This window comes from Parasphingorhabdus sp. (genome assembly GCF_039977335.1).
GTDB lineage: Bacteria > Pseudomonadota > Alphaproteobacteria > Sphingomonadales > Sphingomonadaceae > Parasphingorhabdus.
This window is the reverse complement of sequence record NZ_JBDWDI010000004.1, coordinates 1,679,381-1,694,243: the sequence shown is the minus strand read 5'-3', so window position 1 is coordinate 1,694,243 and position 14,863 is coordinate 1,679,381. Positions and strand designations below refer to the sequence as shown.

Genomic DNA, 14,863 nt, shown 5'->3' with positions numbered 1-14,863 from the left:
CAATGTGATACCTATATGCCATTACTAGCAAATAGGACGTATCCATGAGCAAGATATTGATAGAGCAACTCATCGAACTGATCGATTCTGGCAAGGAAACGCGTGCAGGTCTGGCCCGCGCCGCTGGCCTGCATGCCAACAGCTTGCGCCGACTCGGTGAGGCAGATTGGAACCCGACCGCCGAAACGCTGGGCAAGCTCGAAAAATATCTGGCCCGCGGTGGTAATAGCGTGATGGCAACGGCAGAAGAGATTATCAACGAAGCCCGTAATGGCCGGATGTATATATTGGTCGATGACGAGGACCGTGAAAATGAGGGTGACCTGATCATCCCGGCGCAAATGGCGACACCCGATGCGATTAACTTCATGGCGAAATATGGCCGCGGGCTGATCTGTCTGGCGATGGCGAAAGACCGGGTGGAAGAGCTGGGCCTCGACATGATGAGCCAGAATAACCGGACCGCCCATGAGACCGCCTTCACGATTTCGATTGAAGCACGCGAAGGTGTGACCACCGGCATTTCCGCTGCTGATCGCGCGCGCACTGTTGCGGTTGCGATTGATGGTACCAAGGGCAAGAGCGAGATTGTGACACCCGGTCATGTCTTCCCGTTGCAGGCCCGTAATGGCGGTGTGCTGGTGCGCGCTGGTCATACCGAAGCGGCTGTCGATGTGTCCCGCCTTGCCGGTCTCAACCCGTCCGGTGTGATCTGTGAGATCATGAAGGATGATGGCGAAATGGCACGGCTCGATGATCTCATCGAATTTGCCCAACATCACGGCATGAAAATCGGCACGATCCGCGACTTAATCGCCTATCGTCTGCGCAACGATCATCTTGCCCAGAAACGTACAGAGGCAACATTCGAAAGCCGTTGGGGCGGAGAGTGGAAAGCAATCACCTTCTTCAATACGGCGACCGAGTCCGAACAGATTGTCCTACAAAAAGGCCATGTCGATCCGGACAGCCCGACCTTGGTCCGTATGCATGCCACCGCTATTTTCAGCGATGTGTTTGGTAAGATGGGCGCCCATAGCGGGACGCTGGCAGAGTCGATGAAAATCATCGGAGAAGCAGGTTCCGGAATCATCGTGTTTATCAGCCCCCGCATACCGGATTATTATTCCCGTCAGGTCGCAAGACTGAAAGGGGAAAAGCCAGCCGATATGGATCAGCTTCGCGACTATGGCGTAGGCGCGCAAATCCTGACCGAGCTGGGCGTGAGCGATATGGAATTGCTTTCCAATACCAGCCATGACTTGGTCGGGCTCGATGCCTATGGCCTGCGTATTGTCGGCCAACGTGCCATTCCCGATGGCGAAACACATAAAGAATTGGAGACCGCATAATGGCCAAATTCCTGATCGTCGAAGCGCGTTTCTACGACCATTTGAATGATATGCTGCTCGACGGCGCCAAGGCGGCTCTGGAAGCTGCTGGCCATGAACATGAGACCTTGATCGTTCCTGGCGCACTGGAAGTACCCGGTGCTATCTCCCTCGCAATTGACAGCGGCCAGTTCGATGGCTTTGTCGCACTAGGCGTCGTGCTGCGCGGCGAAACCTATCATTTTGAAATCGTATCCAACGAAAGTGCGCGCGGCATCATGGCCCTGACACTAGACGGCGCGGCGATTGGAAACGGGATCATCACGGTCGAAAATGAAGCGCAAGCCTTGGCTCGCGCCGACAAGGGACAGAAAGACAAGGGCGGAGAAGCGGCCAAAGCGGCTGTTGCCATGTATGATCTGGCGCTAAAATATAGTTGAGTGCCAGAGGGTTTAGGCCATCGCTGCTTGAAATATATCAGCGAATCTTTCCTTTTTACCCATCACATCAGACAGGGTAAACTTGTCGAGATGACTCAAAAAAGCTTCAACCGCATCGGATAACATGTGGGAGAGGCCGCATACGGGCGTCACTATGCAATGGTTGGTTGAACCGGGACTGCATTCAACAAACTGACTGACCTCTTCGATCGCGCGAACGACAGCGCCAATATTGATCTCCGCAGGATCACGGGCCAGAGTCAGTCCCCCACCACGCCCGCGTTGGCTAGTGATAAAGCCTTCACCGACCAGGCGCTGCACGACTTTCATTAAATGGTTTTTTGAAATGTCATAGGCGGACGCGATATCATCGATCTTCTGGCTGCCCTCTTGCGATGCCAAAAACATCAATGTCCGCAACGCGTAATCAGTTTGTGTGGTTAATCTCATTAAACATGCATATTATATATTGCTTTTAAATTCAAGGCAGATATAAGAGGCATATTATATACCTCTTTAAATGAGTCGCACGATGCCACACGCTCACACAATTGCTGCCAGAGAAGAAAAAGCCGCCTATGCAGAAGCTCTTGGGATTACCGAAGAACGGATTTCGGACCTGGTAGAGAATTTCTATGAAAAGATCCGCAGCGATGCTCTGCTAGGACCGATCTTCAACAAACATATCGCCCACTGGCCGCCCCATCTTGCACGCATGAAAGACTTTTGGACGTCGATCGCAATTGAGTCAGGCCGGTTTCGCGGCAATCCGATGGTCAAACATCTGGCGATCCCCGATATTGAACGTGCCCATTTCAATCACTGGCTTGCTCTGTTTGATCAGACATTGCCTGAGGTGATGTCCAATGCAGCTGCCTGCCAATTCCTGTCCGAACGGGCAGAACGTATTGCTGACAGCCTGATGACCGGCATTTCCATCCACCGTGATGGCTTGCCCACAATATCTCAGAAAAAGGAGATTAATGATGTTGCTTGATGAGAATGAATTAGCCGTCCTAAGTGACGAATATTACCACGCGCCTGCACCCCATAAGCTGGATGTGCTTGCCGCTCCCGCTCAACCCGAAGCCCGCACCTTCGGCATTCCCGCAATCATCTGGGGCAGTATGGCCGCAAGCTATGCGTTGTTTTTCTTAGGCCTGATCCTCGGCACGGGTCACGATGGACGCGCCTTGTTCATGATTGCCGTCAGCATGCTTTATACGGCCATGTACTTTGGTACTGTCTTTGCCCTGAACAGCTTGAGCGGATCAGCTGAGAACGAAAAGAGCCAGTGGATCAAGGGCAAGTTTGATACCTTTACTGGTAGAATGAGCTTTGGTGCCGTCTATGGACAGATGTTGATTGTGCCGATGGTGTTCGCGTTCTTTGGCATCAGTATTGCGATTATTCGCTCGATCGTGATGTGACCGATATGCCTGAACCGACACCCTATAGTTCAACACCGGTCTTCGATGAAAACAACTTGCCCAAAGCCTTGCAAGCTGCCCACAGCACCAAAGCCGGTGCTTGGGGCGTGCTTGAGATAATTAATGGCAGCCTTCACTATGTGATTGAAGAAGATCAGGAGACCAGACTAATGACTGCCGGAGATCGGCAATTGATCGAGCCGGAACAATTGCATCATGTCGCCCTAATTGGCCCTATGCAGATGCAGGTGCATTTCTATCGCGAAAGGCCAGATATCGGGCCCGGAATCAGCGACAAGTAATCAGCCGCTTTTGTCACTCCTCAACGCTGCGACTTCTTGCCGCAATCCGCGTATCTCATCTAATATGATATCACGCTGCGCGCTTTGTTCTTCATCCGCTTCCTCGTGCATTGCATTGACGATAATCGCGATGAACAGGTTCAGCACAACAAAAGACGTGACCAGAACAAACGGCACGAAAAACGCCCAGGCCCAAGGATAAACTTCCATGATCGGGCGGACAATACCCATGGACCAGCTTTCCAGCGTCATGATCTGGAACAATGAATAAAGCGAGGAACCTACCGAGCCGAACCATTGCGGAAAGGAGTCTCCAAAGAGTTTTGTTGCCATCACCGCCGCGACATAAAAAATCAGGCCGAGCAATAAAATCACCGACCCCATGGACGGAATAGCCGCCAACAGGCCTTGCACCACCTGCCGCATTTTCGGCATTGCCGAGATCAGGCGAAAGGCCCGCACGATGCGCAGTGCCCTGAGAATAGCGAAACTCCCGCCCAATGGCAGCAAAGCCGCCGAGACAATCACAAAGTCGAAAATATTCCAGCCGCTGCGGAAGAACCCCAAACGATAGACCAGCAACTTTAAAAGGATTTCGATGACGAAGATCGTAATGGCAATTTGATCCAAAGCCTCCAGAAACGGTCCAAAGGCCGCCATTGCATCAGCAGAGGTTTCGATGCCAATCACGATCGCATTGATAATGATTACAGCCATCACCGCATTTTGAAACCAGGTGGATTCGATCATGGTTTTGATCTTCTGGATCACTAAGCTCACCCTTTTTAACTTTGATTTCTGCCATTTGGCGACTTACGCTCAGCGGATCAAGTAACGATTGAACGCTTCGCCGCTCTTGCATTTCGAGGCTGGCTCAGCTATAGTTTCATTTGAAACTATATTACTCTCTCCTGTAAGGAATACACGCATGGCTGATCTTTTTGAAAACCCGGCTGGCCTTGATGGCTTTGAATTTGTTGAATTTTGTGCGCCAGAGAAAGGTGTACTCGAACCGGTGTTTGAAGTGATGGGCTTTACCCGCATTGCACAGCATCGTTCCAAGGACGTGCATTTGTGGCGGCAAGGACAGATCAACCTTATCGTCAACTATGAGCCAAAATCAGCGGCCTGGTATTTTGCCCGCGAACATGGTCCATCAGCCTGCGGCATGGCCTTCCGGGTCCGGGATGCGCGAGAAGCTTATGCCCACCTGCTGGAAAAAGGCGCCGAACCAGTGGCCGTCGAAACCGGTCCAATGGAACTGCATATCCCAGCCATCCGCGGCATTGGCGGGGCCATCCTCTACTTGGTCGATCGCTATGCCGATGAAGAGCGGGGCGATGCGCTTTCCATCTATGACATCGACTTTGAATATCTGCCCGATGTTGACCACAACCCGGTTGGTGCAGGGTTCGACATTATCGATCACCTGACCCACAATGTTTATGGCGGGCGGATGGCTTATTGGGCAGATTATTACGAGACGCTGTTCAATTTTCGTGAGATCCGTTTCTTTGACATCAAAGGCGAATATACCGGCCTGACGTCGAAAGCACTGACCGCTCCCGATGGCAAAATTCGCATTCCACTCAATGAAGAGGGTGAAGGCGGCAAAGGCCAGATTGAGGAATTCCTGCGCGAGTTTAATGGCGAAGGCATTCAGCATATCGCCCTCATCTGTGACGATTTGATCGCCTGTTGGGACCGCCTTAAAAAGCTCGGCGTTCCGTTCATGACCGCCCCTCCAAATACCTATTACGAGATGCTCGGTGAGCGCTTGCCAGGCCATGGTGAGGATGCCAGCGCGCTGCAAAGTCGTGGGATATTGCTCGATGGTACAACCGAAGGTGGCCAGCCTCGGCTTCTGCTACAGATATTTGCAGAGCCGCAAGTCGGACCGGTATTTTTCGAATTTATTCAGCGCAAAGGCGATGACGGCTTTGGCGAAGGCAATTTCAAGGCGCTGTTCGAAAGCATTGAACGCGATCAGGTTGCGCGCGGCGTGCTTAATGTGGAAGAACCCGCAGAATGACTTCTGCCCCCAATCTCTCCGGCATTCATCACGTCGCCTATCGCTGCAAGGATGCGAAGGAGACCACCGAATTTTATCAGCGCGTCATGGGCATGGATTTTGACCTGGCCTTTGCTGAAAACGAAGTGCCATCGACCGGTGAATATGATCCTTACATGCATATTTTCCTCGATGCTGGCGGCGGCAATATACTCGCCTTTTTCGAGCTGCCCGAACAACCCGAGATGGGCAAGGATCCCAATACGCCGACATGGGTGCAGCATATTGCGTTCAAGGTGAATACGCTGGATGAACTGCTGGCCGCCAAGGCCAAAGCAGAGGCCGAAGGTCTCGAAGTTCTGGGTCCCACCCATCACGGCATTTTCAAGTCCATCTATTTCTTTGACCCCAATGGGCACCGGCTGGAAATCGCCTGCGACATCGGAACCGACGAAGAGATGAAGGAACTGCGCCGCGTGGCCCCAGAAATGCTCGAAGAATGGAGCCGCACCAAAAAGGCACCGCAACATGCCGCCTGGCTGCACGAGAAAGCCCGCGACGAACATTAAACGCGCATGTTGATTGTTGAGGCGTTCCGGCGCACTATCCGTTTTCAACAAAAGATGGGAACCCTATGAAACTCGCGACGCTGAAAAATGATACACGCGATGGCCGGCTGGTCGTTGTCTCGAAAGATCTGACCCGTTGCTGCGAAGCGAATAATATAGCCCCGACCCTGCAAGCCGCCCTCGACAATTGGGAAGATTGTGCGCCTAAACTGGACGCGCTCTACCGGGATGTCGAACATCAGGTTGTTCCATGCGAACGCTTCCATGAAAATGATGCGCATTCTCCGCTACCGCGCGCCTATCAATGGGCCGATGGCAGCGCCTATATCAACCATGTCGAACTGGTTCGCAAAGCGCGCGGTGCCGAAGTGCCAGAGAGTTTTTACAGCGACCCACTTATGTATCAAGGCGGCTCCGATGCGTTTCTCGGACCCCGCGATGATATCCCGCTGGGCGATCCGAAATGGGGGTGTGACATGGAAGGCGAAGTTGCGGTCATTACTGGCGACGTTCCGATGGGTGTTGGTGCAGAAGCGGCTGCGGATCACATCAAACTGGTCATGCTGTGCAATGACGTATCCCTGCGCGGCCTAATTCCCGGAGAGCTTGCCAAGGGGTTCGGATTTTTCCAGTCCAAGCCGCCGAGCGCTTTCTCCCCAGTCTGTGTTACACCCGATGAATTGGGCGATGCCTGGAAAGGGTCGGTCATCCACTTACCTCTGCAGGTCGATTATAATCGCGAACCATTTGGCCGCGCCAATGCTGGTGTTGATGCAACTTTCAGTCTGGCGCAGCTTGTCGCCCATGCTGCGAAGACCCGTCCCTTATGCGCCGGCACCATTATTGGTTCGGGAACCGTGTCCAATCAGGATGCCGACGGCGGTCCCGGCAAACCCGTTTCAGAAGGCGGACTTGGCTATAGCTGCATCGCGGAAATCAGGATGATTGAAACCATCGCTGATGGCGAAGCGAAAACACCGTTTATGAGTGCTGGAGATACCGTGAAAATCCAGATGCTGGATGGAGAGGGTCACTCAATCTTTGGTGCGATCCGGCAGGAAGTGGTGACTGTTTAGAGGGAATTTTTATTTAACCTCAAGCGCCGGGTGGGCACATCCGTGCCCTTGGCTATCGCGCCAATAAGGCGCGGCGGCCGGTCGGCCTTGCCTCCGCTTCGCGTCGGTTTGGCTACAGCTATAGAGTTTATTATACGAGCATAGCGAGGCAAGCGCGACTGCGCGCCGTGCCTTATTGGCGCGGTAGCCAAGCGGGCGGATGCCCGCGCCCGGCGCCTGAGGTTCAATCATAACGGCACCGCCGTTTCATACTTAATCCGTTCCATTGCAAAGCTTGCGGACACATCGGACAAAGGCACTGCCTTGATCAATTTCTTATAAACCCGGTCATAGTCCGCCATGTCGCGGACCAGCAGCTTGAGCATATAATCCACTTCGCCAGCCATCCGGTAAAACTCAACCACCTCGTCAATCGAGGATGCGGCGGCGGCGAATTTTTCTAGCCATTTGTCGCTATGGTCATTAGTGCGCACCGCGACAAAAGCGGTCATCCCAAGCCCGACAGCCTCCGGTTCCACAATGGCAACACGCCGCGCGATAATCCCATCCGCTTCCATCCGCTTCACCCGCCGCCAGCAGGCATTGGTCGATAGACTAAGCTGTGCCGCGAGGTTTTCTAGCGACAGGCTTGCATCCTGTTGCAAAGCCTTCAAGATATTGCGGTCATTCTCATCAATTTTTTTCACTATTTCATTCATATCTAGAATAATATCACTATTTCTATCTATTCCAAGAGAATTATTATGACAGCAATGCCAAATATCTCTCAACTGATCTGGTCAAGGAAGAGTCGCGCCGTGATTGCTATCTGATGCCGCTGGTCGAATTGCTGGATAGGCAGACCATTTGCTAAAGATCGGGTACGAAGTTCACAAAGTACACAAGGTCCTTTGGGGCGTTTGGACCTGCGTCATTTATTTCAAAGTTCACACAAATCACACCCGCTTTGGATCGCTATAGGGTGAGTGAAATCATGCCAAAGTTCACACGGTTCACACCGCTTCGCTCATGATGGGATGGATACACGGGATCAATATTCAAAGCTGAGAAAGAACCAGCATTGCAATATCATAGCCGGGCCAATGTAGGAAAGCACTCCCTGGCCCAATAAGCTTGAGTAGAGGCGCCTTCAAATCCGAAGTCGACTCTCTTGTGCCTGACGGATAGAGTCACGGACGTTGTTCAACGGAGGGCCTTGTGATGACTGAACAAGTATTTGACCCGATCGCGAATATTCAAATGATGATGGATAATGCGCCTGTGTCCGATGGGCAGGAACCAGACATGTCTATGGCCCCTCCTTTCGTGCGAGGCATGAATTTGAGCGGGCTAAAATTCACACGTGTTTCGGCCGGTGAGTTCGATATGGTGTGGACCATTGGCCAGCATCTTACGCATTTTGATGGAATGGTTCAGGGCGGAATTGTAAATGTTATCGCAGATACCGGTCAGTCATTTGCCTATTCGACAACAAGCCAAAAACCGGAGGCGTTTTCGACTGCGGATTTTGCGACACGCTTTTTTCGGCCCATGAAGGCTGGCGAAATTATCGATGTTAGGAGCCAGGTCGTAAATCGTTCACGGCGACTTGGTGTTGTTGAAACGCGGTTCATCAACCAACAAACCGAAAAACTATGTGCTCTCGTCGTCGGATCATGGATGATTGTTAACCGTGACTTCGGACCAGATCCGTCAAAATGATCCTATTCCTGGTTTCAGGCCGACATCCATACGGCCAAACCACCATCGCCTATCCTATACCAGCACAGCCCGATTGCGTTTGCCGTCCGTCGTGATCGTAACCGCCTTGCCGATCAAATCCGTGTCTTCCGGTGGGTCTTCCAGCAGACCGATACACGGCACGCCATTTTCGTCAGCAAGCCATAACGTCGCAGCTCCAGCAACACCCTTCACATAGGGCAAGGCATAGCTTTTGATCACGCCGCTGCCCGAGGCGAAATGATCGGGCTTGGTGCCTTCATCCGGCGGTAAGGCATTGGGCGTCGCAATCCGGTCGGGTGACCATCCGCCTGCCAGCGGATCGGCGGCGTAAATGCCGACTGACTCTTTGTTGATCGCCCCGCCATTGGCGGAGATCATACCGGGCTTGCTGCCGTCCTTGCGCAGCGCTTGCACCAATGCGACAATCGCGTGGGTGCTGTAACTGTTGCCCGGTCCGCCAAAGAAACTCAGCCCGCCGGTCAGGGTATAGCTGGACAGCGGCCTATCCGGTTGACCTAGCGCTTCCATCACCAAAGAGACCGCGACCGGAAAGCAGCTGTAAATATCAATCGGACCGATATCGCTCGCCTGCTGCTCGGCCAAATCCAGCGCCTTGCTCACTGCCCATTCGACAGCGGGAGATCGTGACAGATCCATTTGCTGGCTGATGATCGGGACACTCGCATCCGCGCCGCTGTGCAGATAGATCATCTTGTCTTCTGCAATGCCCAAATCTTCCGCATGGCCGGCTGTGGTGATAATAACCGCACCACCCAGAGCGACCGCATCCTGCGCCACCATCCAGCGGCGATAGGGGTCATTAAGCTGATAGTTACCACCACCGTCTTGCAACAACTCTTCCGCACTCCAGTCCTTGGCAAATTGCGCATGTTCGCGCGAGGATGCGACCGAGGAAAAAGCCGACCACAGCTCTGCCATATCCTTCGCATAGCTCGCCCGGTCCATATTCAAACGGCTGCGGCGCGCGTTTTCCAGCAAACCATAGGCCATTGGCATGGAGATAATCCCGTGGCGAAATTCATACATGGTGAGGACCGGAAATTCGGTGCGCTTGTCGATGAAATCACGATCGGACGGCTGGTTCCAATCCATCTCATGCCCGGCTTTCTTGGCGCGTTTGACGGTGCCGATGGATTCTGTGCCGCATAAAAGAGCTGCCTTGATTTTACCCTCATGCAGCTGGATCGCCAGCTCGTTAATATGTTTTTGCGGGCTTTGGCCGCCGACATCACCATAGATAAGCGTGTCCGGATTGAGGCCTGATGCCTGTGCAATGGCATCCGGAAAATTATCAGGTGAGCCATAAGCATGAGCCACGCCGCTATCATGAAATAGCCTAATGGCTAGCAGGCAGTCGATCGACGCGCTAAGCTTGTCTGCGACGCCGCTGTCCGCCAGCGCCTTCTTCGCTGCGGCCGATGCAAGATCAACCGGTGATGGCCATTCCAGCCCCAATGCCTGCTTCAGGGATTGCCCGCTGGCTTCTCCCACACCTATCAATACAGGTGCCTGGCGGTCGGAAATAGTCATGCGCGAAAGTCCCTCAAAATAAACAGTATATCGATCGATTAAAACTGATAACAGACACGCATATTCATGCACCTAATAATTTAAGGATAAGTAGATGAGCGGATGGCCGGAACTGCAATGGGATGTCGAACCAACCGGGCCGCTAAAGGGCCTGAAAATATTGGATATGTCCACGGTTGTGCTGGGTCCTTTTGCAACCTTGAATTTTGCCGACATGGGTGCAGAGGTCATCAAGGTTGAAAATGACAGCGGCAAATTTCCCGGCGATATGATGCGCCATGCTGGTGATAGTCCGACCGGTGATCTCGGCCCGATTTTCACCTCGCTCAACCGCAACAAGAAATCGATCACGCTCAATGCGAAAGAGGAAGCCGACAAGGCGGTGATTGTTGAATTGCTCAAACATGCCGATGTGTTTTTCCACAATGTCCGGCTTGCCGGGATGGAGCGGCTCGGCCTCGACTATGAAGCGGTGAAGGCGATCAACCCGGGCATTGTCTATGTCCATTGCGCCGGCTTTGGCCAAGGCGGCGACTATTCCCACCGGCAGGCTTATGATGATCTGATCCAATGTTCATCGGGCTTTGCATCCCTGTTTGAAATGCGCGGCGATAGCGGGCGTCCTCTGTACATGCCGTCACTCGTGGCCGACAAAACCATCGGTCTGTTCGCGGTTAATGCGACGCTGGCGGCGATGTATCACAAGGAAAAAACCGGCGAAGGACAATTTGTTCAGGTGCCGATGTTCGAAGCCTTTACCTGGTTCAACATGGTCGAAAATCTGTGGGGCGAGACATTCATTCCCGGCAATGGCAAGCTTGCCTATACGCGTTCCATAAACCCCAATCGCAAGCCCTATCCGACCAAAGACGGCTATATCGGCCTGGTCCCCTATAGCGACGGACAATGGGAGACATTTTTTGAACTGGGCGGTAAGCCGGGCGTCTTTGACGAGCCGCGCTTTGCCACCTATTCAGAGCGCACCAAGAATATCACCGCGCTCTATGCCCTGATCGAGGAAATCGCCTCGACCAAGACGACCGACGAATGGCTGGAGCTGCTCGACGAGAACAACATCCCGGCCATGCGCTATAACCAGATGACCGATGTGCTCGAAGATCCGCATCTTCAGCAAGTCGGCTTCTGGACCGAGCGCGAGGGTGAAAAGATCGGCAAATATCGCTCGATCAAACATCCGGTGCACTATTCCGCCAGCCCTGCCAATGTCTATGCCGACCCGCCGACATTGGGCGCAGATAATGACGAGATCAGGAACGCGGTTGGGCTCCCAAAAGCGGAGGACGCATCATGAGCGACACCGCCCCTGTCCACGTCATGGCCAATTTCATCGTCCACGATGCCGAGACCTATCGCCTCTATGAGAAAGGATTTTTTCCGATCCTGAAAAGACATGGCGGCACGTTCATTACCCTGGATGACAACAGCACAACCTTTGAAGGTAGCACGCCGCCCGAGGGCCGCGTTGTGCTGTTCAAATTCCCAAGCGCAGAGGCGGCGACGGCCTGGTATAATGATCCCGACTATCAGGCGCTGTCGGAACATCGGCGGGCCGGAACAGAGCTCAAATTCCTGACGATGTTGCATCCGATGCCGGGGCGGTAGTTTTGATTGGGTGAGAGCTGGGCTCGATCGATGTCCGCGTCATCCCGAAAGCGGACATTGAATTTTGGTCGTTTTAGACGACAAAAGCTAGACACATTTTTAGGAAAAAGTTATGCGTCAAGCATGCAGCATCAGCTTTTGGAGAAGGGCGCGGAACCGCGTCATCGGCACACAATAGGCTATGCAGCACTGGTATTGTCAGGCACCTACGAAGAGATTGGCGATACCGGTCGGTGGCAAGTCGAGGCCGGAGACATCGTCTACCATTCCCCGCTTGAAGCTCATGCAAACCGTATTTCATCGTCCTGTTCAATCATCAATATTCCCGTTCCAGGTTACCTTGCATTGCCGCCGGTGTTTCAAGTTAAGCATCCAGACGACCTGTTGAAGGCGGTTACTAGTTGTGAGGAAGAGCTTACTGCAATCCTAATCCCGCACCGGGTCAAGCAACCCCTTATTCAGGACTGGACTGACATGCTCGCTCGAGACCTTCTCGAATCGCCAACTCATCTTGCAAGATGGGCAGATCGAGCAGGAATTCGACCAGAGACAGTATCCCGCGGTTTTTCAAAATCCTATGACACGACACCGGCCCGTTACCGGCGGGAAGCACAAACGCGACACGCGCTTCGCGAGATCATATGCAGCTACTGCAGCCTAGCAGATATTGCATATCGCACTGGATTTTCAGATCAGGCGCATTTGACTCGGTCGGTCGTTGCATTGACCGGAACTACTCCTAGAGAATGGCGAAAAGTCAAAACCGTTCAAGACTAACCTCATACAGCGATGTAATTGCAATTGCCGTGAATGACCAAAGTTCCATCTCGGCCCCCTTAACTATTTCAAACGCCAAGAAATAATAGTCTCGGCTTGTCCTTCTTCGAAAGGTGAATATACGTGCGAAATACTTTTTCCCGTCTGTTTATGTTTATCGCCCTGTCTGCTTGTGTTGAGGGATTGAATGCTCATTCCATTGCCAGTCCTTCAGATAGCTCTAGCTCTGCCGGCGAAGTAGCGTGGGTCGTTGATCGGGTGCGCGATTATAAGACGGAGAACGACATTCCCGGCGTCGCCATCGGCGTTATCAAGGATGGTAAGCCGCTGCTGATTCAAGGTTTCGGCGTGATGCAGAGAGGGGAACCGGCGCCCTTTAATGAAACTTCTCTAATCCAAATTGCTTCGGTGACAAAAGTGATGACCGGAATTGTAGCGAACCGGTTGATCCGAGAGAGTGTGATTGATCCAAAAGAATCCATAGTGAAATATCTTGGTGACTTGCTCAGCCCAGAAGCGCAGGCGCGGCTTGAGCCTGTAACAATTGAGCATCTGCTGCATCACCGTGCTGGTGTCCCACGCGATTCTGTAACGCCGGTACGCGTTGACCACAACAGTCCGATGCTAGACGGATATTCCGAAGAAGCGATGGTTGCGGATCTGAATGTTATGGAGTTGGCGTTTACGCCCGGATCGAAGTGGGAATATTCAAACTTCGGCTATGATATTCTTGGCTATATCTTTGAGCGAAAGACTGGGCGGTCTTTTGAGAAATTGATACAGGACTATGTAGCCAAACCATATGGGATGAAGGAGGTTTTCATTGAACCCACTGAGCGTTGGACAAGTCGTATCGCGACGCCTTACCGAAAAGATGATCGACGGATCGAAACATATGCATGGGTAATGGGTAAGCAAGCTCCTTCTGGTGGCGTTTATACCAACATAGAGGGTCTGCTAAGGTTGGTTGGTAGCCAGATCCAAGCCTATCGATCTAATGCAAAGACTGGCACGCCTTCCGATCTTATTCTGACCTCTCGCACCGCTTCCACAGAGTTTGGTGATCCGCCCATGCACTATGGATACGGTCTTTTTCAGCGAGCCACCCGCTACGATCATTTCGGTGACCTTGACGGCTATGGAAGCGATTACCGGTTTTCGCCAGAACTGGGATTGGGGGTTGTTGCAGTTACTACGAGTGGTGGCATTTGGCTTGATGATATGATGGATGAAATCTATGCAGATCTTCTTGTACAATACTCCAAATGACCCAGAATAGTCGGGCAGTTTCTGCTTGGCCCTACTTGGCAAAAGAATCCGTATGGCGAGCCGGCTGTAGACCGGTAACTTCTGTGTCTGAAATCCGCATCACTTCAATATCCCGGCCATCACCAGGTCCACCGTCTGTTCCCGATAAGCGTCGCGCATTTTTTCGTCGAAATCCTCGCGGCCATAGCAATATCTCCAGACCAGTTTGCCGGTGAAGAAACGGTCGGCAGCGCCGGTTACGGCGGAATAGAATAGGTCGGGATCGAGATCGCGGAATACGCCGGTTTTGATACCGTCGCCGACAAAAATCCCATAAGCTTCGGACAGCGGTTTCAGATATTTATTGGCGATATCGCGCGCGCCTTCGGGCGGCAGATCACGGATCAGGCGCATGGTTAGGCGGTGGATATAGGGATATTTATAATAGGTATCGATGACCGCGCCGATATGGTGGCGCAGCTTGTCTTCGGGCGGCATATCCTTGGCGATTAATAGCCCGACATCCTCGACAATCTTGGTCATGTCGCGTTCAAGTATGGCTTCAAGCAGGCCGTCTTTATTGCCGAAATAATATTTAACCAGCGCGCTGTTGAGACCTGACCGCACTGATAGCTCGCTAAAGGAAATATCAATCGTGTCGCCTTCGCGCATGATCTGACTGGCCGTCTCGATCAATTTTCCGCGCGCACTGGCGCCGTCTATGTCCCCGTTTTTGTCGGCCTGTTTGTCAGCGCTCATAACTCTTCCCCTCACTTGGCGGGC

At 52.7% G+C, this 14,863-nt stretch carries 18 protein-coding genes; 13 read left to right on the top strand and 5 right to left on the bottom strand.

Annotation, left to right across the window (positions count from 1 at the left end):
• Nucleotides 1-44: 44 nt before the first annotated feature.
• Together ribB and ribH are read left to right on the top strand one after the other, a co-directional pair.
• Nucleotides 45-1,352 carry a 3,4-dihydroxy-2-butanone-4-phosphate synthase gene (gene ribB / locus ABJM21_RS15525; RefSeq protein ID WP_348301834.1) on the top strand — a complete coding sequence of 436 codons (1,308 nt, stop codon included), beginning with the start codon at nucleotides 45-47 and terminating at the stop codon, nucleotides 1,350-1,352.
• A complete protein-coding gene (gene ribH / locus ABJM21_RS15520) occupies nucleotides 1,352-1,771 on the top strand; it encodes a 6,7-dimethyl-8-ribityllumazine synthase (RefSeq protein WP_348301833.1) in 420 nt (139 codons plus the stop codon). Before ribB ends, ribH begins: the two co-directional genes overlap by 1 nt.
• A gap of 12 nt (nucleotides 1,772-1,783) precedes the next feature.
• On the opposite strand, the gene ABJM21_RS15515 is transcribed toward ribH, so the two are convergent.
• On the bottom strand, nucleotides 1,784-2,221 hold the full coding sequence (locus tag ABJM21_RS15515; RefSeq protein WP_348301832.1) for an Rrf2 family transcriptional regulator: 438 nt from the start codon (nucleotides 2,219-2,221) through the stop codon (nucleotides 1,784-1,786).
• An 82-nt stretch (nucleotides 2,222-2,303) separates the two neighbouring features.
• On the opposite strand from ABJM21_RS15515, the gene ABJM21_RS15510 reads away from it, so the two are divergent.
• From ABJM21_RS15510 to ABJM21_RS15500, 3 genes are read left to right on the top strand one after another with little or no spacing between them, the layout of a single operon-like run.
• Nucleotides 2,304-2,768 (top strand): group III truncated hemoglobin, encoded by a 465-nt coding sequence (locus tag ABJM21_RS15510; RefSeq protein WP_348301831.1) that lies wholly within the window; start codon nucleotides 2,304-2,306, stop codon nucleotides 2,766-2,768.
• Nucleotides 2,755-3,201: a hypothetical protein gene (locus ABJM21_RS15505; RefSeq protein ID WP_348301830.1), complete on the top strand. Its 447-nt coding sequence runs from the start codon at nucleotides 2,755-2,757 to the stop codon at nucleotides 3,199-3,201. The genes ABJM21_RS15510 and ABJM21_RS15505 overlap by 14 nt, the downstream gene beginning before the upstream one ends.
• A gap of 5 nt (nucleotides 3,202-3,206) precedes the next feature.
• Complete coding sequence (locus ABJM21_RS15500; RefSeq protein ID WP_348301829.1) at nucleotides 3,207-3,503, top strand: DUF1971 domain-containing protein; 297 nt, start codon at nucleotides 3,207-3,209, stop codon at nucleotides 3,501-3,503.
• Here the strand turns inward: ABJM21_RS15500 and ABJM21_RS15495 are convergent, their stop codons facing one another.
• Nucleotides 3,504-4,253, bottom strand: a complete 750-nt coding sequence (locus tag ABJM21_RS15495) for an ion transporter (RefSeq protein ID WP_348301828.1) — start codon at nucleotides 4,251-4,253, stop codon at nucleotides 3,504-3,506.
• A gap of 178 nt (nucleotides 4,254-4,431) precedes the next feature.
• Between ABJM21_RS15495 and hppD the strand changes: the two genes are divergently transcribed.
• The 3 genes from hppD (at nucleotide 4,432) to ABJM21_RS15480 (ending at nucleotide 7,159) form a co-directional block, all read left to right on the top strand.
• Entirely contained in the window at nucleotides 4,432-5,535 is a 1,104-nt protein-coding gene (hppD, locus tag ABJM21_RS15490; protein ID WP_348301827.1) for a 4-hydroxyphenylpyruvate dioxygenase, read from the top strand.
• Nucleotides 5,532-6,083, top strand: a complete 552-nt coding sequence (locus ABJM21_RS15485) for a VOC family protein (RefSeq protein WP_348301826.1) — start codon at nucleotides 5,532-5,534, stop codon at nucleotides 6,081-6,083. The genes hppD and ABJM21_RS15485 overlap by 4 nt, the downstream gene beginning before the upstream one ends.
• Nucleotides 6,084-6,148: 65 nt before the next feature.
• Entirely contained in the window at nucleotides 6,149-7,159 is a 1,011-nt protein-coding gene (locus ABJM21_RS15480) for a fumarylacetoacetate hydrolase family protein (RefSeq protein WP_348301825.1), read from the top strand.
• A gap of 227 nt (nucleotides 7,160-7,386) precedes the next feature.
• Here ABJM21_RS15480 and ABJM21_RS15475 read toward each other — a convergent pair whose 3' ends face one another.
• Nucleotides 7,387-7,845, bottom strand: a complete 459-nt coding sequence (locus ABJM21_RS15475; RefSeq protein WP_348300893.1) for an Lrp/AsnC family transcriptional regulator — start codon at nucleotides 7,843-7,845, stop codon at nucleotides 7,387-7,389.
• A gap of 514 nt (nucleotides 7,846-8,359) precedes the next feature.
• Between ABJM21_RS15475 and ABJM21_RS15470 the strand changes: the two genes are divergently transcribed.
• Nucleotides 8,360-8,860, top strand: coding sequence for a PaaI family thioesterase (locus tag ABJM21_RS15470; RefSeq protein ID WP_348300892.1), 501 nt, complete (start codon nucleotides 8,360-8,362; stop codon nucleotides 8,858-8,860).
• Nucleotides 8,861-8,914: 54 nt separating this feature from the next.
• On the opposite strand, the gene ABJM21_RS15465 is transcribed toward ABJM21_RS15470, so the two are convergent.
• On the bottom strand, nucleotides 8,915-10,432 hold the full coding sequence (locus ABJM21_RS15465; RefSeq protein WP_348300891.1) for a hypothetical protein: 1,518 nt from the start codon (nucleotides 10,430-10,432) through the stop codon (nucleotides 8,915-8,917).
• 94 nt (nucleotides 10,433-10,526) lie between these two features.
• On the opposite strand from ABJM21_RS15465, the gene ABJM21_RS15460 reads away from it, so the two are divergent.
• The 4 genes from ABJM21_RS15460 (at nucleotide 10,527) to ABJM21_RS15445 (ending at nucleotide 14,101) form a co-directional block, all read left to right on the top strand.
• The gene (locus ABJM21_RS15460) at nucleotides 10,527-11,744 is read left to right on the top strand and encodes a CoA transferase (RefSeq protein ID WP_348300890.1); all 1,218 of its coding nucleotides are present in this window, start codon (nucleotides 10,527-10,529) and stop codon (nucleotides 11,742-11,744) included.
• The gene (locus tag ABJM21_RS15455; protein WP_348300889.1) at nucleotides 11,741-12,055 is read left to right on the top strand and encodes a DUF1330 domain-containing protein; all 315 of its coding nucleotides are present in this window, start codon (nucleotides 11,741-11,743) and stop codon (nucleotides 12,053-12,055) included. The genes ABJM21_RS15460 and ABJM21_RS15455 overlap by 4 nt, the downstream gene beginning before the upstream one ends.
• Before the next feature lie 123 nt (nucleotides 12,056-12,178).
• A complete protein-coding gene (locus tag ABJM21_RS15450) occupies nucleotides 12,179-12,832 on the top strand; it encodes an AraC family transcriptional regulator (RefSeq protein WP_348300888.1) in 654 nt (217 codons plus the stop codon).
• A gap of 123 nt (nucleotides 12,833-12,955) precedes the next feature.
• Nucleotides 12,956-14,101, top strand: a complete 1,146-nt coding sequence (locus tag ABJM21_RS15445) for a serine hydrolase domain-containing protein (RefSeq protein WP_348300887.1) — start codon at nucleotides 12,956-12,958, stop codon at nucleotides 14,099-14,101.
• 99 nt (nucleotides 14,102-14,200) lie between these two features.
• Here the strand turns inward: ABJM21_RS15445 and ABJM21_RS15440 are convergent, their stop codons facing one another.
• Complete coding sequence (locus ABJM21_RS15440) at nucleotides 14,201-14,839, bottom strand: TetR family transcriptional regulator (RefSeq protein ID WP_348300886.1); 639 nt, start codon at nucleotides 14,837-14,839, stop codon at nucleotides 14,201-14,203.
• Between the last annotated feature and the right edge of the window lie 24 nt (nucleotides 14,840-14,863).